The sequence below is a fragment of the Aquibacillus saliphilus genome, assembly GCF_020404745.1.
Lineage (GTDB): Bacteria > Bacillota > Bacilli > Bacillales > Amphibacillaceae > Aquibacillus > Aquibacillus saliphilus.
In genome coordinates, this window is sequence record NZ_JAIZAP010000011.1 from 126,709 (window position 1) to 145,943 (window position 19,235).

The 19,235-nt window shown below is 36.2% G+C and carries 21 protein-coding genes; 3 read left to right on the forward strand and 18 right to left on the reverse strand.

What is annotated here, in order from left to right; genetic code table 11:
- The first annotated feature begins 79 nt into the window (after positions 1–79).
- Positions 80–463, forward strand: coding sequence for a TIGR04086 family membrane protein (locus tag LD272_RS12910; protein WP_226037015.1), 384 nt, complete (start codon positions 80–82; stop codon positions 461–463).
- Positions 464–548: 85 nt separating this feature from the next.
- Here the strand turns inward: LD272_RS12910 and yajC are convergent, their stop codons facing one another.
- The 14 genes from yajC to nadB all read right to left on the reverse strand — a co-directional run bounded on the left by yajC (position 549) and on the right by nadB (position 13,851).
- On the reverse strand, positions 549–812 hold the full coding sequence (gene yajC, locus LD272_RS12915; RefSeq protein WP_226037016.1) for a preprotein translocase subunit YajC: 264 nt from the start codon (positions 810–812) through the stop codon (positions 549–551).
- Between the two features lie 15 nt (positions 813–827).
- Positions 828–1,967, reverse strand: a complete 1,140-nt coding sequence (gene tgt / locus LD272_RS12920; protein WP_226037017.1) for a tRNA guanosine(34) transglycosylase Tgt — start codon at positions 1,965–1,967, stop codon at positions 828–830.
- A gap of 37 nt (positions 1,968–2,004) precedes the next feature.
- Positions 2,005–3,033 (reverse strand): tRNA preQ1(34) S-adenosylmethionine ribosyltransferase-isomerase QueA, encoded by a 1,029-nt coding sequence (queA, locus tag LD272_RS12925; protein WP_226037018.1) that lies wholly within the window; start codon positions 3,031–3,033, stop codon positions 2,005–2,007.
- A 21-nt stretch (positions 3,034–3,054) separates the two neighbouring features.
- Positions 3,055–3,255 carry a DUF2905 domain-containing protein gene (locus LD272_RS12930; protein ID WP_226037019.1) on the reverse strand — a complete coding sequence of 67 codons (201 nt, stop codon included), beginning with the start codon at positions 3,253–3,255 and terminating at the stop codon, positions 3,055–3,057.
- A complete protein-coding gene (ruvB, locus tag LD272_RS12935) occupies positions 3,252–4,253 on the reverse strand; it encodes a Holliday junction branch migration DNA helicase RuvB (protein WP_226037020.1) in 1,002 nt (333 codons plus the stop codon). The genes LD272_RS12930 and ruvB overlap by 4 nt, the downstream gene beginning before the upstream one ends.
- Positions 4,254–4,272: 19 nt before the next feature.
- Positions 4,273–4,887, reverse strand: coding sequence for a Holliday junction branch migration protein RuvA (gene ruvA / locus LD272_RS12940; protein WP_226037021.1), 615 nt, complete (start codon positions 4,885–4,887; stop codon positions 4,273–4,275).
- 155 nt (positions 4,888–5,042) lie between these two features.
- Positions 5,043–5,585: a BofC C-terminal domain-containing protein gene (locus LD272_RS12945; RefSeq protein ID WP_226037022.1), complete on the reverse strand. Its 543-nt coding sequence runs from the start codon at positions 5,583–5,585 to the stop codon at positions 5,043–5,045.
- Positions 5,586–5,813: 228 nt separating this feature from the next.
- Complete coding sequence (locus LD272_RS12950; RefSeq protein WP_226037023.1) at positions 5,814–6,410, reverse strand: YhcN/YlaJ family sporulation lipoprotein; 597 nt, start codon at positions 6,408–6,410, stop codon at positions 5,814–5,816.
- A gap of 231 nt (positions 6,411–6,641) precedes the next feature.
- Complete coding sequence (gene nadE, locus LD272_RS12955) at positions 6,642–7,382, reverse strand: NAD(+) synthase (RefSeq protein ID WP_226037024.1); 741 nt, start codon at positions 7,380–7,382, stop codon at positions 6,642–6,644.
- Between the two features lie 32 nt (positions 7,383–7,414).
- A complete protein-coding gene (locus LD272_RS12960) occupies positions 7,415–8,386 on the reverse strand; it encodes a phosphotransferase (RefSeq protein WP_226037025.1) in 972 nt (323 codons plus the stop codon).
- A complete protein-coding gene (gene safA, locus LD272_RS12965) occupies positions 8,373–9,653 on the reverse strand; it encodes a SafA/ExsA family spore coat assembly protein (RefSeq protein WP_226037026.1) in 1,281 nt (426 codons plus the stop codon). The genes LD272_RS12960 and safA overlap by 14 nt, the downstream gene beginning before the upstream one ends.
- Positions 9,654–10,261: 608 nt before the next feature.
- On the reverse strand, positions 10,262–11,368 hold the full coding sequence (gene nadA, locus LD272_RS12970) for a quinolinate synthase NadA (RefSeq protein ID WP_226037027.1): 1,107 nt from the start codon (positions 11,366–11,368) through the stop codon (positions 10,262–10,264).
- A gap of 69 nt (positions 11,369–11,437) precedes the next feature.
- The gene (gene nadC, locus LD272_RS12975) at positions 11,438–12,277 is read right to left on the reverse strand and encodes a carboxylating nicotinate-nucleotide diphosphorylase (protein ID WP_226037028.1); all 840 of its coding nucleotides are present in this window, start codon (positions 12,275–12,277) and stop codon (positions 11,438–11,440) included.
- A complete protein-coding gene (gene nadB / locus LD272_RS12980) occupies positions 12,274–13,851 on the reverse strand; it encodes an L-aspartate oxidase (RefSeq protein WP_226037041.1) in 1,578 nt (525 codons plus the stop codon). Before nadB ends, nadC begins: the two co-directional genes overlap by 4 nt.
- Positions 13,852–13,986: 135 nt before the next feature.
- Between nadB and LD272_RS12985 the strand changes: the two genes are divergently transcribed.
- Together LD272_RS12985 and LD272_RS12990 are read left to right on the forward strand one after the other, a co-directional pair.
- Positions 13,987–15,102 (forward strand): IscS subfamily cysteine desulfurase, encoded by a 1,116-nt coding sequence (locus LD272_RS12985; protein ID WP_226037029.1) that lies wholly within the window; start codon positions 13,987–13,989, stop codon positions 15,100–15,102.
- Positions 15,103–15,121: 19 nt separating this feature from the next.
- Complete coding sequence (locus LD272_RS12990) at positions 15,122–15,661, forward strand: transcription repressor NadR (protein WP_226037030.1); 540 nt, start codon at positions 15,122–15,124, stop codon at positions 15,659–15,661.
- Between the two features lie 43 nt (positions 15,662–15,704).
- Here the strand turns inward: LD272_RS12990 and pheA are convergent, their stop codons facing one another.
- Genes pheA through LD272_RS13010 form a run of 4 tightly spaced genes read right to left on the reverse strand, consistent with a single transcriptional unit; the run spans position 15,705 to position 18,923 of the window.
- Complete coding sequence (gene pheA / locus LD272_RS12995) at positions 15,705–16,586, reverse strand: prephenate dehydratase (protein WP_226037042.1); 882 nt, start codon at positions 16,584–16,586, stop codon at positions 15,705–15,707.
- A 13-nt stretch (positions 16,587–16,599) separates the two neighbouring features.
- Positions 16,600–17,049: a transcriptional regulator ThrR gene (gene thrR / locus LD272_RS13000; RefSeq protein WP_226037031.1), complete on the reverse strand. Its 450-nt coding sequence runs from the start codon at positions 17,047–17,049 to the stop codon at positions 16,600–16,602.
- A gap of 39 nt (positions 17,050–17,088) precedes the next feature.
- The gene (gene obgE, locus LD272_RS13005; protein WP_226037032.1) at positions 17,089–18,369 is read right to left on the reverse strand and encodes a GTPase ObgE; all 1,281 of its coding nucleotides are present in this window, start codon (positions 18,367–18,369) and stop codon (positions 17,089–17,091) included.
- Between the two features lie 14 nt (positions 18,370–18,383).
- On the reverse strand, positions 18,384–18,923 hold the full coding sequence (locus tag LD272_RS13010; RefSeq protein ID WP_226037033.1) for a Spo0B domain-containing protein: 540 nt from the start codon (positions 18,921–18,923) through the stop codon (positions 18,384–18,386).
- Between the last annotated feature and the right edge of the window lie 312 nt (positions 18,924–19,235).

Below are 19,235 nucleotides of genomic sequence, written 5' to 3' on the forward strand. Positions count from 1 at the left end.
CTCAATTTAAAATATCTTATTCTATTTCAAAAAGATGTGAATAAAATGAATTAAATGGACAAACATGGGAGGGTTTATTGTGGCAAAATCAAGGTTTACTGCACTGCTCTATGGGTGGATTGCTGTTTTTGGAATTATGTTATTTGCAAGCTTGATTCTATCATTACTATTAAAATTCACCTCACTAGGTTCATCTACATTAAATTGGACCACTTTAGTTGTTAGTTTAATTGCTTTATTTTCTGGAGGTTTGATTGCTGGTTTAAAGGGGCGTGAAAGCGGGTTAGTTCTCGGAGCTATTACTGGACTTGGTTTTACTTTGTTTGTACTGTTATACCAGTATTTAGGCTATAGTTCTGGCTTTTCGACAAGTCAAATCATACATCATGGAGGATTTCTAATTGCTGCAATTATTGGTGGAGTACTAGGAGTCAACTTAAGCTCGGAACAACAGCAAACATAACCATCATACTTAAAATGTAAATGTTAATAATGAACAACAAAAAAGACTGACTAATTACATGTCAGTCTTTTCTCGTTCATTTATATTAATCTTGATTAGTTACTTCTCGTATTGCTGAACGATCGAACGTAAGTTTAGTGCCACCTTCAACAATTAATACAATACTGCCTTCATCAATAGCATGAATTGTTGCGTGCATTCCACCGATTGTGATAACCTTGTCTCCTTTTTTCAAATCCGATTGCATTTGTTTAACAGCTTTTTGTTTCTTTTGTTGTGGTCGGATTAAAAGAAAATAAAAAATTACGAACATAAGAATAATGGGTGCCAAGCTAACTAATGTTTCCATGTCATATCCCTCCCTCTAAAAGTTTTTAGCATTTGGTTTGTTAAAACCATATTGTTCAAAGAATTCTTCTCTGAAATCGCCAAGACGATCTTCTTTTATCGCTTTGCGGACTTGCCTCATTAATTTTAACAGAAAATAGAGGTTATGATAAGTAGTAAGTCTAAAACCAAATGTTTCACTGCATTTAATTAAGTGTCTTATATATGCTCTAGAGTAATTTCGACAAACATGACAATCACAATTTGGATCTATTGGTCCGAAATCTCGAGCATATTTTGCATTCCTTACTACTAAACGCCCGTTTGAAGTCATACATGTTCCATTTCTTGCAATTCGTGTTGGGAGTACACAATCAAACATATCCACACCACGTATTGCACCATCAATTAATGAATCTGGTGACCCAACACCCATAAGATAGCGTGCTTTATCGTTAGGTAGTAATGGGGTTGTGAAATCTAGAACCTTATTCATCACATCTTTTGGCTCGCCCACAGATAGTCCACCAATTGCGTACCCTGCGAAATCCATCGATGTTAAGTCTTGAGCACTTTGACGGCGCAAATCTTCGTATTCCCCGCCTTGCACAATTCCAAATAATCCTTGCACATCTTTTCTCCCGTGTGCTTCGAGACAGCGTTCCGCCCATCTGCTTGTCCTTTCCACTGAATCCTTCATATACTTATGTTCTGCAGGATAAGGGGGACACTCATCAAATGCCATCATAATATCAGAACCAAGTGAGTTCTGAATATGCATTGCTTTTTCTGGAGACAAAAATAATTTTTCTCCACTAATATGATTCCTGAAATGAACACCTGATTCTTCTATTTGCCTCAAATCACTTAAACTAAAAACCTGGAAGCCTCCTGAATCTGTCAAGATAGAACCGTCCCAATTCATAAATTTATGTAACCCGCCAGCTTCCTCAATAATATCCTCACCTGGTCTTAACCATAGGTGGTAAGTATTTGAAAGAATTATATTAGCTCCAAGTTCCTCCAGTTCCTCAGGACTCATTGTCTTCACTGTTGCAAGTGTACCAACTGGCATAAATACAGGTGTTTCAAACGATCCGTGAGGTGTTGTTACTTTTCCAAGACGGGCGCCTGTTTGTTTACATGTTTTAATCAATTCATAGGTGATTGCTGGCATAGTAAGATACCCTTTCTATTTCGCTAAAACGAATTTTTTATATGATTAACATCGCATCGCCAAAACTAAAAAAGCGATACCTTTCATTAATTGCCTCTTGATATGCATCCAGTACAAATGATTGTCCGGCGAATGCACTTACTAACATAATTAGCGTTGATTTTGGTAAATGAAAATTTGTTATTAATCCATCAATTGCTCTTAACTTATAAGGAGGATAAATAAAAATATCTGTCCATCCACTAGCTTCTGTAAAGATGCCGTCTTGATCTCTAGCAATTGTCTCCAAGGTCCTTGTTGATGTTGTTCCTACTGAGATAATTCTGCCATTATTTTCTTTTACTCGGTTTAATTGGTCGGCAGTTTGCTGTGACATGTGATAGAACTCTGAATGCATGTCATGATCTTCGACTTGATCAACACTTACTGGTCGAAACGTCCCTAACCCAACATGTAATGTTATGAAGGCTAATTCTATCCCGGATTGTTTAATTGATTCCAGTAAATCGTTTGTAAAGTGAAGTCCTGCGGTAGGTGCAGCTGCAGATCCCTGTTCTTTAGCATAGACCGTTTGATAGCGCTCTTTGTCTGGTAACTGCTCTTTAATATAAGGTGGTAATGGCATTTCACCGAGCTCATTTAACACTTCAAGAAATATGCCTTTGTACTCAAACTCAAGAACTCTACCACCATGTTCTTTAATATCAATACAAGTTGCAGTTAATTTGCCTTCACCAAAGGTTATTATCGTATCCTTTTTTATTTTTTTAGCTGGCTTTACAAGTACTTCCCATTGATCAGCATCTTGTTGGTGTAAAAGTAAAACCTCTACTTTAGCTCCCGTATCGTTCTTACTGCCATAAAGCCTAGCAGGTAGAACTCTTGTATCATTTAGAACCAGACAATCTCCCGGCTTAAAATATTTAAGGATCGATGAGAACCTTTCATGCTCTATCGACTTGTTATCACGATTCATTACTAACAAGCGCGATGATGTCCGGTCTTTCAATGGTGTCTGAGCTATTAGTTCTTCTGGCAAATCAAAATCAAAATCATTTATATCCATAATATTTCTCCTAACTCTAATCTAGCGAAATCTAGAGATTAAATAAAAAATAACACTTAAAATAACACTAACTACAATGGATGTCATAATTGGAAAATGAAACGATACATTTCCTTTCTTAAAACTAATATCACCTGGTAGTTTACCAAATATTCCCCAGATTAGCCCAATTATAATAAAGATGACTCCTATAACAATAAATATTTTCCCGATACCCGTCAAGGTTCAGGCACCTCCCGGTTAAGATGTAGGTATGCCTTCGTGGTTACAGCTCGCCCTCTCGGCGTACGCTGAATAAATCCCTTTTGTAAAAGAAATGGTTCATATACATCTTCAATCGTTTGAGATTCTTCACCAATCGTTGCTGCAATCGTATCAAGACCCACTGGCCCTCCGTTAAAACTATCCATAATACTTATCAGTAATTTGTGATCAATATGATCTAAGCCGGCAGGATCTACTTGTAACATCTCAAGCGCCTGTTGTGTCGTTTCCATATTGACTACTGGTTCGCCTTTAACTTGCGATATATCTCGAACGCGTTTTAATAAGCGATTAGCAATTCTTGGCGTCCCACGAGACCTCCGTGCAATTTCGGTTGCTGCATCCTTTCGAATCTCGACATCAAATATTTCTGATGTCCTCTCAACTATAGAACATAAATCTTTAGTTTCATAAAATTCAAGTCGACTTAACACCCCAAACCGATCACGTAAAGGGGCTGATAAAAGCCCCGCTCTTGTCGTTGCACCGACTAAGGTAAATGGAGGTAGGTCTAAACGAACCGATCTTGCGCTTGAGCCGGAGCCGATAACAATATCTAAACAAAAATCCTCCATAGCAGGATATAATATTTCCTCAACTGCACGAGGCAAACGATGTATTTCATCTATAAACAACACATCGCCTGCTTCTAAAGATGATAATATGGCGGCTAAATCTCCAGCACGTTCAATTGCCGGTCCTGACGTAGTTCTAAATTGTACACCCATTTCATTTGCAATAATTGATGCTAATGTTGTTTTTCCGAGACCTGGAGGTCCATATAATAATACATGGTCTAGTGGTTCATTTCTTAATTTAGCAGCTTCTATAAAGATACTAAGATTATTTTTCGCCTTGTCTTGACCTATATATTGCTTAAGTGTTGTTGGACGTAAACTGAGCTCAACAGATGCATCATCTTCTTGAATTTCACCTGAAATCATACGATCTTCCACTGAATCACCACCTTTTTTATTACTTTTGCATCATTAATGCTAAACCTTTACGAATAAATTCATCCGTATTTTCATGTTCTTCTTGCTTTAAGATAGGTACGATATTTTTAATTTCTCTATCTGAATAGCCAAGTGATTTCATGGCTTCGATTGCATCATCGATTGCTTTTGTCTTTTCAGGAGAATATACAGAACCAGTCAAACCCTCTTCATTTCCATCAGTTATATTATATTCAAATGGTAGCTTTCCTTTCAGATCCAAAATCATTTGCCTGGCTGTCTTCTTACCTACTCCTGGAAAACTAGTAAGAAATTTTTCGTTTTCTTCTTCTATTGCCACAACAAAGTCTCTTACACCTGCAGTTGCTAAAATGGCCAATGCCCCTTTTGGACCAATTCCTGAAACATTTAACAATTTAGAGAACAATAGTTTATCATCTGTCTTCTTAAATCCATATAATACTTGTGTATCTTCTCTGACGTAGTGATAAGTATAAATCTGAACTTGTTCACCAACCTTATCTTGAAAAACGAATGGATTAGCACAAAATATCTCATAACCAACTCCATTCACATCAACTATCACTGCTTGTTCATTAATTATTACTAAGTTACCTTTTATGTATGCAATCATTTTTAATCTCCTCATAAACAAATTAGCCTTCTCTATTTTACCATACAAGCGTATGTTCGTATAACTTTTTAAGGTTAATTGCTGGAGAATTATAAAAAGAACCTACCACTTGAACGGTGGAAGGCTCTGTTTCTACTATTACTAAGTTAAGTTGATCAACTACTTACGGAACGAGATGGTGCCATGTCCCTATATGCTTCTAAAACATATTGGTACACTTCCTTTGACTCAATTTTAATTCCATCTTGTAATTGTTTGGTTTGATAGCTCTCCAATTCACTTGTATCAATTTGATAAAAAGATTGAATAACTTGTTCATGTGTAGGTCTGCCATTGAAAATCGTTAGAATATCATTTTTAAGACCAAAATACCCTTTCTCCTTCAAGTACGGAGAAATATCTGATACCTCTTTCTTAAATATGATTGAACCTTCTTGTTGGTCCATTACTTGCCAACCATGATAATAGGACCAAAAGTCTTCCATTGCCCATATAGTTTCTGTATGTGTATCCTCATCAACTTTTCCATCAATATAATGTTTTTGCAATGTGACTTCCATTTCTAATGGCTTCCGTTCATCCTTTTCATCCTCATTCTGGCCATCATCCTTGTTATCTGCTTGAACCAAGCTCGATATACCTAATCCACCAAATACAACAACTAAGGACATAAACAGAAGAATCAAATGTTTTTTCATGACATTCACCCCCATGATCTATATTATAGAAACTTTAAAAAATGACTTCTACTTTTGACAGTACTAAAAATAACTTCTATTTTAAGTTTGACCAAAAAATAGAAGTTCTATCCATTAATTATCTATTTAATTATCAATACCTACTAACATCCCTATTGCAATCACTCTTCGACTTATTTAACTAATTGCAGAAATCCTCCGTTACTTTTGTAACAAAGGATTTTTACCCTACCTAAAAAAATTATCTAAGTGATACTGTTTTTTATCTGGATTGTCTTCACTTTTCATACGTGAGTTAAGGTCTCTCATTTTATTCCAATAGATCGCGTCAGTATAAACTACCACTTTTTTATTAGGAATAGTTTGCTCTGCTTTACTTCTTATTTTTTCAGCAATTGATTCTAGATTAACATCATAATATTCCTGCTTTAACATAGCTGAAATAATAATTTGTTCATCTGTCACTATAGTTTGAGTGAGTCGTACCTCATCAAGTTCATTTATTTCTTTTGAAATTGTCTCAGAATCTTGGTTGTAAAAACTTTTTGTATAAGAATCTTCTGTTCCTCTTGGATTATTCATATCCTTTTGGAAACCATTTAAATATTGCTCTTCAATGTTCTCTTGGTTTTTTCCTTGATTATCTTTAGCATTATGATGTTCGCGTATCCGTTTTTCTTCCTCTGATTTGGTATTGTAAGCAAGTGGGTGATAGTTATCATCTATGCTTTTATCACGGTCCAAAGCCTCTTCATTTTGATTATTACAACCTACAATAAAACAAAACAGTAACAAAAAAAACGAACTTTTAAACACATTCTTCATTTTTAAAAAACCTCCCTTACTACATAGAATGAGTAAGGAAAGCTTTTTTATACTGAATCAATATCATAATTACCTTATGGAGCAATTGTCATCCGCATATAGTTTTGGGGCGGTCCATCCCAACCATATGCAGATGACAACTTTCAGGGAAATCAGTATTATGAAATTGACTACTAGAAAGTACAACTTTTTCTTTAATGATGAATTTTTTTGAAAAATGTCGAAAACATGTTAAAATTTTTCTGGTGCTTTAGCCATTTCTCGCTTATGAGCAGTTCTTTTATGCAGTCTTTCAATAATTTCTTTATCTTTATGGGGAATTTCTTCCCCTTTCAAATATTGATCAATGATTTGGTAACTAGTTCCCATTTCGTTCTCATCTGTTTGACCTTCCCAAAGACCTGCACTCGGCTGTTTGTTAATAACTTCATCAGGAACACCAATAAATTTCGCTAACGCTTTTACATCACCTTTTGTCTGGTGAACAAGTGGAACTAAATCAACTCCACCATCGCCAAATTTAGTGAAGTATCCGGTGTGCCATTCAGCAGCATTATCCGTTCCAACTACTAAGTATTGATAATTAGCGGCAAGTGAATATAGTGTACTCATTCTTAGCCTAGCTCGTAAGTTTGCGTCAGCAATTTGTTGCTGGTCATGATTTATTTGTTCTTGATCATTTAATTGTTTTTGAATTGTAGAAAACATTACGTCATGTGTTTCAGTTAAATCCACTGTAATAGCTTCAATTTTAGCGTGGTTAATCACTTTTTTTGCATGCTCCATGTCCTCTGGATTACTTTTACAAGGCATCATTACCCCAAGTGAATGATCAGGTGCAGCACGTTTGATCAAGTTTGCAACAACTGCAGAATCTATTCCCCCACTTACTCCAACTAATAATCCTTTTACACCAGTTTCTTTGATTTGCTGTTGTAACCAAGCGACCAGATTGTCTACTTTTTCCTGCATTAGTAAATTGTCCCCTTCCGACTTATAATATCTTATCTTAGCATAGTATCTACTTCATGGACAAATTGTCTTCTCTGTTCCCAGTCAGCAGCCAGCCTATCTAGAAACTTGATAAATTGTTCATTTGAACGATTTTTTATCGTAAAGTGCCACCATTCTCTTATCACATCAGCAGGGATAGTAATAGCATATAACCATATTTCTATATCTTGCTGCTCTTGATAAACAAAATAATTCAACAATCTACTTAGGTTCCAGTCAACGTGCGGTAAGAATCTTTGACCTAATTGAATATAATCATATAGCTGTGGTGAAAGAGATAATAAATCAAAATCAATTAAATGAACTCTATTGTCATTATCTCTCATGAAATTGTGTGAAGCTACATCACCGTGTATCCATGTCCAATTATCAACAGCCTTTTTTTCTATTTTGTGCCAATCAAATTCCGAAAATTTTCTCAATCTACTCTTTGTTGTTTGTACAATATCTTCATATAAACGCAAGAACCCAAGTTGTTCCATTAGATGCTTTGTTTGATAAAGTTTCCCTAATCGGTTGTATCCTTTGAGATAAATCGGTGATTTCATTTGAGGATTTTCTATCTTTACACCAGTTGCCGACTTATGAAATTTTCTTAACGTAATTAAAGCATCATGCCGATCTCTATCTTTGTTAAATTGAAGTAAGTTTCCGTTTATATAGGGAGATAAAGTCCAATACGAACCAAACCCACTAAGCACTTTACAACCACTAGGAAAGTAGATGAATTTGTTGCTAAAATCAAATTCATGCTCAATAAAAAAATTCCACTGTTGTTCAATCGAGCTACTAAACTTATTACTTTTTAGGACATATTCATTACCATTTTCATTTTTTAAATAAAACACATTATCCTTAAGAGAACTTAGCCTACTGACAGTCAGTCCACCTTTATTATACAAAAAGGAATAGAGACGACTCTGGTTAGAATCGTCTCTCAAATCCTTTCTATTCACTTTCATCCTCATCCTCGTCAAGACGGTAACCAGGATTATATGGTGTATCAAATCCTGGTGCACCAGGATTTGGCTGTTGATAGCCATATCCACCTGTAGGCGGTCCAGGAAACCCTTGACCAACAGGTGGCATTGTAGGATAAACAGACTGTTGATGGTATCCATTGTCACCTTGTGGTGCCTGGTAACCCATCTGTTGTGTAGGATGATTGTAGTTAGCTGGGTTAGGCTGTTGACTATACGGAACAGATTGTGTTGGTTGATATGAATAAGGATATTGCTGCATATCCGGCTGATACCCTGGATAGGTTTGCTGGTTAGGCATATACTGCGGCTGACCATAAGCTGGATTAAAATTATTCATAGGATTTTCTTCGTAAACACCCGGTAAATGTTGAGGCATTTCAGGCATATCCATGTCACCTGAAGAAGATTCCATTAATTCATCATTATTGGGTAGGTTTGGATAAGGTGCCGCTATGTTTGGATAGTCATTCATATTTTGACCCCAATTCACATTTTCAACCATTTGATGATGCGGATTAGCTACCGGCATTTGTTGAACAGGATAAGGTACAGGATTCATTGGTACGCAATGAGGCATTGGTTGATACTGGTTCATCGGCATAACTGGTGCATGGTGCATCGGTTGCTGATGCATGGGTTGATACATTGGTTGTTGGTGCATTGGTTGTTGGTACATCGGCTGATACATTGGTTGTTCGTGCATCGGTTGTTGCATTTGCTGGTGATAGTCATGTACTGTTTCATTATATTGTGGTACTTGAGGCATATCACCTTTGTCCTTAGTTTTCGCTTTCCACATATCTTTTTCCATCTTCGGCATTTTTGGTATATCTTTTGGATACATAGGTAAACCCTCTTTCTCTTTCACCGTTTTTTTATAATCGTCTTCTTTGATAACCGGCATTGTTTTTTTTGCTGAATCCTTAAATGAGTGCTTTATAGGTTGCTTTTTACTTTCCACTTTATCTTTAGTTTCTTGTTTTTTAAAATCTTCTTTATCTTCTTTTAATGGCTGTTTCTTTTTTTCCTCTTTTTCTTTGCTTGGATATTTTTTCATTTGTTTATCTAGCGGTTTTTCTTTTTTCACTTCTTTAGAACTTGTCGGGACTCGAATTTTCATACCTGGCATAATCATATCCGGATTAGAGATTTGGGTATTCATTTTTTTTACCTCTTCAAAATCCACACCGTATTTTTGTGAAATACTCCATAAGGTTTCACCTTTTTGAACTACATGAATTTTCAACGCTGAAACTCCCTTCTATAATTAATAGCATTTGGATCTAGGCTAATAACAGAACAATTCAATATCAACATATGCGAATAACTATAAAAGTTGATTAATTATTTGTAGGATAAGCTATATTTCGGTCTAATTTCTCATTTTCATAAAGGTGATTTTGCTGAGGATTGAAGGAGTAGAAGAGGATAAGACAAGGAAAAAACACGATTAGTATAAGATAAGAAAGAGAGTCCCCAAAAATTTTAAGTAGTTCACTTACCGTTGAGAAAACAACAAATCACATATCTATTAGTGTAACTTTTCACATTATTTTTTATCACCGGGTTTGTCAAATAAAGTGTGTAAGTTTTTTTGAGTATATAAATTTTGATTCAACTAAAGGTAGCTTTTACGAACAAGATTAAAGTCTCTACCCAGTTAGTTATTAGACAATTAACATCAAAATTAACATATTAACACCTTACTAACGTCTATTAGTAGGATGTTAATAGCGATGTTTTTTATCTTTAAACATTGTTATAGCAATGACAAATAGCATACCAATCACTAAGCGATTTAGTATGCTATTTCACTTGTTATATTTGATTTTCTCAATCAAAAGTAATAAAGTACTAAGGTTTTTGAAGCATCCTTTCAAGCGCTAGGGTTGCTTGGGTCGTAATGGTGTCATCAACAGTAATTTGATTAATAACGTTACCGCTATCTAACTCCTCTAAAGTCCATAATAAATGAGGTAAGTCTATTCGGTTCATCGTTAGGCATGGACACATATAAGGATTTAATGACACAATCTCCTTGTCAGGATAATTATCTATTAGTCTTTTCACAAGGTTCATCTCTGTACCAATTGCCCATTTACTACCACTTTGTGCTTGTTCAATCATATCAATAATATATTTTGTTGATCCTGCGTAATCTGATAAAGCTACAACTTCCCTACTACATTCTGGATGGACAAGTATATTCATTTCTGGTTCGTCTGCTCTAATTTGGTTAACATTAGCGACAGTAAAATTCTCATGAACAGAACAGTGTCCCTTCCATAAAATAATTTTCACATCCTCCGTATTTCCTTCATACTCAAAACTATCGGTAATTGGATTCCATACCGCCATTTGCTCAAGTGGAACACCTAGATCAAATGCAGTATTACGCCCTAAGTGTTGATCTGGTAAAAATAAAATTCTTTCTTTTTGAGTGAATGCCCACTCTAACATTTTTTTTGCATTAGAAGATGTTACTGTAGCTCCTCCATTTTTCCCCACGAAAGCTTTAATGGCTGCAGTTGAATTAACATAGGTCAACGGAATAACTGTATCTCCAAAGGTTTGTTGAAACACTTGCCAACATCTCTCCGTTTGATCAATATCAGCCATATCTGCCATCGAACAACCGGCTCTCATATCTGGTAGAATAACTTTCTGTTTATCTGATGTTAAAATATCCGCTGTTTCAGCCATAAAGTGTACACCACAAAACACAATGTATTCACACTCTGTATTTTTAGCGGAAACCTGCGCAAGTTGTAATGAATCCCCTGTCGTATTTGCAAATTGAATTACTTCGTCTTTTTGATAATGATGACCTGGTATAAATAACATGCTACCAAACTTTTCTTTTATTTTCCTTACTCGCTCTTCCATCTCTAGGACTGGAATATGCTTATATGTTTCTGGCATTTGGTTGTGACTACTTTTAAGTATATCTAGAATACTCACGATTTTCCCCCTTATTTAAAAATAATCTAGACAAGATCCCTCCCAAAAAAAGGGATTGCCCAAAGACAATTAATTAACGTAAACAACATCAAAGCTTATATCTAATGATTTAACCGAATGTGTTAACAAACCAAGTGAGATATAATCCACTCCACTATCCCGGTAATCATGAATATTTTCTAGCGTAATATTACCGGATGCTTCTGTTATAATTGATTTTGGTATCAGGTCGACTAATACCTTTACTTCTTCAGGACTCTGATTATCTAACATAATTACATCCACATTTGCTTGAACGGCCTCTTGTACTTGCTCACTACTCTCTGTTTCCACTTCAATTTTCACCATATGACCTAATCCCTCTTTCACTTTAGCTACCGCTTTAGAAATAGATCCACAAAAGGCAATGTGATTATCTTTAATCATTATTCCGTCATAAAGACCAAATCGATGATTAAATCCTCCACCACAGGTGACTGCATATTTTTCGAACATTCTAAGTCCAGGTGTCGTTTTTCTTGTATCACATATCTTGGTTCTTTCACTACCTAAGGTTTTAACAGCCTGTTCTGTTAAAGTAGCGATGCCACTCATCCGCTGCATCAAATTCAAAATAACGCGTTCTCCTGTCAATAAATCACTGACTTGCCCAGTTACCGTCGCAATCTCGTCTCCTTTTTCCAGACTTTCCCCATCATGTTTTTGTATGTTTACTTTAATTGAAGAATTTAGTAGTTGATACGTATGGGCAATAATGTGGACACCTGAGAGTACCCCGCTATCTTTTGCAATGAAGACACCGGTCCCTTGTTGTTCTTGTGGGAAAACTGATTGACTGGTAATATCTCTATCTCCAATATCCTCTAACAAAAATTGTTCTATTTTCTGTTTCATTTTTAATTGATTCATTTAACCACCTCAGTCTTTACCTTCTGTTTATCGCGCATAATTGAGCGTTGGCGAATTATTTGCTTATTTATCCATTCATTGTCAGCTACTGGAAAGTCGTTACGATAATGTGCTCCTCTGCTCTCAGTGCGTTCTAATGCAGACTTAATAATTAACTTGCATGTGGTTAGCATGTTTATCTTTTCTACATCTTGTTTACTTATCTTTGTGATATCTAATTTTTGATTGCTATTTAATTCAAACTGCTCTATCCATTGTTTTGCATGCACCAAACCTTGTTCCGTCCGTTCAATGCCCACATAAGCGGTCATCAGTCTTCTTATCTCTGCTTTTGTTGGTAATTGGTCAACTTTGAACCGAACGCTTCCTGTAGCCCTTAATGACACGAGAGGAAGTGTCGTCTCTTCTTTCAGATTTAATAAATAATTTGCTAACATATTTGAAAAAACAATCCCCTCTAATAAAGAGTTACTCGCCAATCTGTTTGCACCATGAACTCCTGTACAAGCTACCTCACCAATCGCATACAGACCCTTAACCGTTGTCAATCCTGATAAATTAGTTTTAATTCCTCCCATTAAAAAATGGGCACCTGGGGCTACTGGTAGTAGCTTAGCTTTAACATCAATAGTTGCATGTTGGCAAATCGAAGTAATGGTAGGGAATTTCGTTTCAAAATTATCAATCATAGATATGTCCAAATAAACCTTGTTACCATTATTTATCTCAGATTGAATAACTCTGGCAACGATATCTCTAGGTGCTAAGTCTTCTAGTGGGTGAATATCTTTCATTACTCTTTTTCCTTTTTCAGTTATTAAGATAGCTCCTTCACCCCTTACAGCTTCGGAAATTAATCCATGACTTATATCTGATGTGGTGTTTAACATGGTTGGGTGAAACTGAACGAATTCAAGGTCTACCATCTTTGCACCAGCTCGATATGCCAAGGCTATTCCATCACCTGTTACCGTTTCGTCATTTGAAGTAACTTCATATAATCCACCACATCCACCAGTTGCCAGAATGACATGATTCGCGTGGAAGGTAGATATTCTATTTTGGTCATTACTAGTAATAACTCCACAGCAATTACCCTCCTCAACAATTAAGTCAAGCACCATTTCACTTTCTACAATTGTTACCTTGCCTTGTAATCGATTCATTAAAAATTCCATTACTACATTTCCAGTTGCGTCTCCACCTGCATGTAAAATACGTCGCTTTCCATGTGCGCCTTCTTTTCCAAGCAGTATCTTACCAAAACGATCTCTATCAAAACCTAAACCCTCTTCAATCCATTTGGTGATAAAGCCAGGCCCTTGTCTTACCATTAGCTCCACAGCCTCATGATTGTTAACGTTACAACCAGCTACCATCGTGTCCCTGAAATGATTTTCCCAATCATCCTGTTCAGACATGGATGCGGCCACCCCTCCCTGCGCCCGAACAGAGTTACTATTATATTTTTTGCCTTTTGTTAAAACAATCACATTCTTATCGTTACTTAATCGATCAGCAAGTGACAAAGCTGCAAGGCCACTTCCTATGATGACAATATCAACTGATTTAATTTTTATCACACCCAATGTGTCTTTACACCTATATTTACACATAAGTTTACAGATGACAAGACTTTTTTTATAATGGTATGATGGTAATAAAGAATTATTAATAACATCATTCAAGGTAGAAAGGACTTAAACTTGATGATCTATTTAGACTACGCTGCTACAACACCAATTAGCGACAACGCCCTGCATGTTTATAGTGAAGTTTCTAAAACTATGTTTGGAAACTCTAATAGTTTGCATGATGTCGGCACCTCCGCCAAAAACCTTTTAGAACATTGCTGTGCAGAACTTGCAACAATGATAAATGGACAGGAAAAGGGGATTTATTTTACGACTGGAGGAACCGAATCCAATGTTTTATCTATCCAAACGCTAATTAACTCTTACAATGGAACAGGGAATCATTTAATCACTACTGAAATGGAACACTCTTCACTTTCTAACTATTTTTACTACTTAGAAAAAAAAGAAGGATATAGAGTAACCTATTTATCTCCTAATGCCAATGGTGAAATCAATCTATCCGAATTAGCTAATGCTATCACTAACAAAACAATATTAGCTTCGATACAACATGCAAATTCTGAGATTGGTGTCGTTCAGCCTATTGAACAAATCGGTAAACTATTATATGAACGCGGGGTATTATTTCATAGCGATTGTGTACAGACATTTGGCAAGATATCGGTTGATGCGAAGAGATACTATTTAGATAGTCTTTCAATTTCTAGTCATAAAATATATGGTCCAAAAGGAGTTGGAGCAATTTATCTCAATCCTTCAGTGAAATGCAATACTACTGATTCAAATGGATTACTTCCTGGTACAGCTAACCTACCTGGAATTGCATCGTTTATTACTGCCGCACAGGATGCACACAATAACATGGACAATGAGCATGCTCGTTTATTAAAATTAAGGAAACATTTTTTAAATTTGGTTAATAATCAACAACTGAAGATGGAAATTATAGGTACCGATGGCCCACAAATACCACATATTATTGGTATGATCTTAGATAACATCCAAGGTGACTATGCGATGCTAGAATTTAATCGGGCTGGAATTGCTGTCTCAACTGGCAGTGCTTGCAGTTTAGAACACAAGCAACCAACTAAAGCCATTCTTGCTGTAGGTAAAAGCGAGACAGATGCAAAGCAGTTTATTCGATTGTCATTGGGACAAAGGACAACTATTAGCGATCTTGAAAAAGTAGTAGAGGTTTGTCTAGAGATAATAAACGATTATTGATAACTGGAGGATGACAAAGATGAGTGCTAAAAAGAAGTTACTAGGAGAGGACCGGAGAGCGCTAATTCTACAACTGCTAAAACAACGAAGTGAGCCAATTACTGGTGGAGAACTAGCAGAAGATCTTCATGTTAGCAGACAAGTAATTGTTCAAGATATATCATTATTAAAAGCAAAGAGAGAGCCTATTGTAGCTACCAGCCAGGGCTATATTTATATGCATGACAGCCAAAAAGATAAAACAAAAAACCGTACTGTTGCTTGTAAGCATACACCTGATCAAACTCGGAAAGAACTCCAGTTAATCGTTGATTTAGGCGTAACTGTTAAAGACGTTTTTATTGAACATCCTGTTTACGGAGATTTGGTTGCCTCAATTATGGTTAGTAATCGAAATGAGGTCGATCAGTTTCTTGAAAAAATAAACGAAACAAATGCACCATACTTACTTCAGCTAACTGGTGGTGTACACCTTCATACACTTGAAGCGGATTCTGAAGAAAAATTACAATTAGCATATCAATCCTTGGAAAAAGCAGGATTTATTATTCCGTCCTAACTTAAAAATCACCAACTCAACGTTTGAGTCGGTGATTTTTAAATTAGTTATGCGATATTGATAAACCATTGTAAGTGTAATAAGGGTAGCTTCCTAATACTTTAACTGTACAGCCTAATGATTCAAGTTCTGCGATAGCATTTGGAATAAGTACATCATCCATTTTCTCTTCAACATCAATGAGGAAATAATAATTTCCTAATCCTGTCTTCATTGGTCTAGATTCTATCTTTGATAAATTAAGCTTTCTCCATGAAAAAACTGAAAGCACTTGGTGCAGCGCCCCTGCCTGATCGGAACCAAGTGATACAATTAAAGTGGTTTTGTGGCCTTTAACTTCCATTTTGCTAGATTGTAGCTCGTAGTTGTCTTTATGTAAAACAACAAAGCGTGTGTGATTATTTGTAAAGTCATGAATGTCCTTTTTTACGATAGAAAGTCCGTATTCTTCAGCTGCAAGATGGTTAGCGATAGCTCCTATCTTGCGCTCAGGATTATCACTAACATACTTTGCAGCAGCGCCAGTCGATGTCATATATTCAGCTCGTACATGCTTCAGCTCTGTACTTAGGAGATGGTGACATTGTGCAATCGCATGAGAGTGCGAGTAAATAGAATCGATCGACTTCCAATCCACTTGATTGGATGGATGAACCATTAAATGCTGACGAATCGGAACGACAATTTCACTAATAATTTTTAGTGGTTTTTTTTGAATTAAGTAGTCGACTGTTAGATTGACTGAACCTTCGATGGCATTTTCTAAAGGCACAACTGCAAATTTAACTTCGCCTTGTTCTACTGCATCTATACACTCTGGAATGGTTGTATAGCTTTCTTTGTTCTCCCCATTAAAAAGTGCATCTACAGCAATCTTTGTAAAGGTACCTTTTGGTCCCAGATACGCAATTTTATTTATCACAATATTTCCCCCCTGTCTATGCACCTGAACTTAATATTTCCACCTTATCGACAAAATCTAACCGTTTTAATTGCTGAATTAATTCTTCTATGTTGATGGACATGCCAGAAGTATTTAATGAAATTGTCACATTGGCCTTGCCCTGCAATGGTATTGTTTGATGAATGGTTAAGATATTTCCACCGGCTTTTGCAACTGTTGTAAGTAAATTAGATAATGTCCCAGTCCTATCTTCCAAATGAAAGAATAATGTAATCATCCGTTCCTTCACCATCGCTTGAAAGGGGAAAACGGCATCCTTATACTTATAAAAAGCACTTCGTGATAAATCTACCTTTTTTACTGCATCGAAAATAGATTCAACTTTACCTCTTTCAATTAGCTCTTTAGCCTCAATCGTTTTTCGCATTGATTCCGGTAGTATATCACTTCTTACCAAGTAAAATTTTTCATCTCTTTCGACCATCTTCATTCCCCTTTTAGATCGCCCACCATATATTAGAAACTATTCAATAAACTCAAATTCATAATCCATTAATCTAATTGTGTCTTGATGCTTGGCACCTTTTGCTCTAAGTGCTTCATCGACACCCATGCCTCGAAGTTGTCTAGCAAACCGTTGGATTGACTCATCTCTGTTAAAATCAGTCATCTTAAATAGCTTTTCTATTTTCTGTCCGGATAAAACATAAGCACCATCAGGATCTCTGGTTACTGCAAACGCCTCTGGTTCTGTTTGGTGACGATAGATAACACGCTCGTCTTTTTCTTCTAATGGCTTTGTATTTTTTGGAATTGTATCTAACGTATTAGCAACTGCAAATAAAAGTTCCCTTAAGCCTTCTCGGGTAATTGTTGAAATTGGATAAACTGGATAGCTATCTTTCAGTTTATTTTTAAATTCCTCAAGATGTTCCCAAGCACCAGGCATGTCCATCTTATTTGCTACTATTAGTTGTGGCCTATTTTCTAACTGTATATCGTATTCCTTCAGTTCATTATTAATTGTTAGAAAATCTTGATATGGATCTCGACCCTCGGTTGCAGCCATATCAATTACATGTACAATTACACGAGTACGTTCTACATGTCGTAAAAATTGATGTCCAAGACCAATACCTTCATGCGCTCCTTCAATAAGACCTGGTAAATCAGCCAATACAAAACCGCGTTGATCTTCTGTTTCTACAACACCCAAATTTGGTGCAAGAGTAGTGAAATGATAATCAGCAATTTTTGGTTTAGCTGCACTTACCACGGAAAGTAAAGTTGATTTACCAACACTCGGATAACCTACTAAACCAACATCTGCGATTAGTTTTAATTCAATTTGAATATACCTTTCTCTTCCAGGTTCCCCGTTTTCTGCAATATCCGGAGCGGGATTGCGTGGTGTTGCAAACCGAATATTTCCTCTTCCTCCACGACCGCCACTTGCAATAACTGCCTGCTGCTTATGCTCAATTAAATCAGCAATTACCTCTCCAGTATCATCATCTTTAATAGTCGTTCCAGGTGGTACAGGTAGAATCATCGGTTCAGAATTTTTTCCGTGTTGTCCTTTACTCATTCCGTTTTCCCCACGTGGTGCTTTGAAATGTTTTTGGTAGCGGAAATCCATCAGTGTATTTAATCCTTCATCAACTTCAAAGACAACATTGCCACCATTGCCACCATCTCCACCTGCTGGGCCACCATTTGGTACGTATTTTTCTCTACGATAAGCGACTAAACCATTTCCGCCATCGCCTGCTTTCACATAAACTTTCACCTGATCAACAAACATAGTAGATCACCTCTCTAATTGCACAACCAATTTATTGTACATTGATATTTCTTAGCCTGTAATGGTTCAACTAATACTTTATGTAAGTTTTGATTTTTTAATAATTTTCGCTCTAACTCTTCAATCTGTTCAAACATTCCAGCTATTGATAATTCTAACTCAACACCCTGATCGTTTGTAGGACGAAATAAAAATGTTCCTGTATACAACTCCATTTGCGTTGCATGAGCTTTTAATAGATGTATCGTTTCTTCTAGTTGTAAATGCAATGATTCATCATAATTACTAAGGTTCTTATTATCAATCTCAACCTTGTACTCTATACGAAAATTATCATGCCTCCAGTTGAAGCCAATCATCCACAATGCTGTTTTGGGCATATTCAAATTCACTAATTTCCGTTCTTGTTCAGCATTATCGACACTTTCCTTTAGCTTTTCTTGAACCTTATCCGTTTTTCCAAGAGATGTGTAGCCCATGAGCAACTGAACTGTGTTAAGCCAATCATGGCGATAATGACGTAAAAGATTAACTGTATCCTCTTCTTTCATCATTGTTATCCTCGCCTCCCCTAAGCATTAAGAAAATTATAGCAAAAAAACAACTATTATAAAAACAAACGATACTAACCAGAACAAAGGCACAGGCGCCCTGCGCTGAATCTGGAACAATCTATCATTAGTTATTCACATGGCAACCATTTTATAGTTTCTAGACATCATCAAAAAAATAAAATTAAGGTTCTCTGTCAAATGTGGTGGTGTGATTTTCACTCCACCATCTCTTTTTCTTTTAAACTAAAGCTAAAGCCCTTCTAACTTCTTGTCGCCACAATATTTTCTTTTTCAATCGTTCGAAGTCTTTAA

Excerpts from the sequence above, each read along its gene's own strand:
- yajC (WP_226037016.1), bottom strand. The coding sequence starts at position 812 with ATGGAAACATTAGTTAGCTTGGCACCCATTATTCTTATGTTCGTAATT.
- tgt (WP_226037017.1), bottom strand. The coding sequence starts at position 1,967 with ATGCCAGCAATCACCTATGAATTGATTAAAACATGTAAACAAACAGGC.
- queA (WP_226037018.1), bottom strand. The coding sequence starts at position 3,033 with ATGGATATAAATGATTTTGATTTTGATTTGCCAGAAGAACTAATAGCT.
- ruvA (WP_226037021.1), bottom strand. The coding sequence starts at position 4,887 with ATGATTGCATACATAAAAGGTAACTTAGTAATAATTAATGAACAAGCA.
- LD272_RS12945 (WP_226037022.1), bottom strand. The coding sequence starts at position 5,585 with ATGAAAAAACATTTGATTCTTCTGTTTATGTCCTTAGTTGTTGTATTT.
- LD272_RS12950 (WP_226037023.1), bottom strand. The coding sequence starts at position 6,410 with ATGAAGAATGTGTTTAAAAGTTCGTTTTTTTTGTTACTGTTTTGTTTT.
- nadE (WP_226037024.1), bottom strand. The coding sequence starts at position 7,382 with ATGCAGGAAAAAGTAGACAATCTGGTCGCTTGGTTACAACAGCAAATC.
- LD272_RS12960 (WP_226037025.1), bottom strand. The coding sequence starts at position 8,386 with ATGAAAGTGAATAGAAAGGATTTGAGAGACGATTCTAACCAGAGTCGT.
- nadC (WP_226037028.1), bottom strand. The coding sequence starts at position 12,277 with ATGAATCAATTAAAAATGAAACAGAAAATAGAACAATTTTTGTTAGAG.
- LD272_RS12985 (WP_226037029.1), top strand. The coding sequence starts at position 13,987 with ATGATCTATTTAGACTACGCTGCTACAACACCAATTAGCGACAACGCC.
- LD272_RS12990 (WP_226037030.1), top strand. The coding sequence starts at position 15,122 with ATGAGTGCTAAAAAGAAGTTACTAGGAGAGGACCGGAGAGCGCTAATT.
- thrR (WP_226037031.1), bottom strand. The coding sequence starts at position 17,049 with ATGGTCGAAAGAGATGAAAAATTTTACTTGGTAAGAAGTGATATACTA.
- obgE (WP_226037032.1), bottom strand. The coding sequence starts at position 18,369 with ATGTTTGTTGATCAGGTGAAAGTTTATGTGAAAGCAGGCGATGGCGGA.
- LD272_RS13010 (WP_226037033.1), bottom strand. The coding sequence starts at position 18,923 with ATGATGAAAGAAGAGGATACAGTTAATCTTTTACGTCATTATCGCCAT.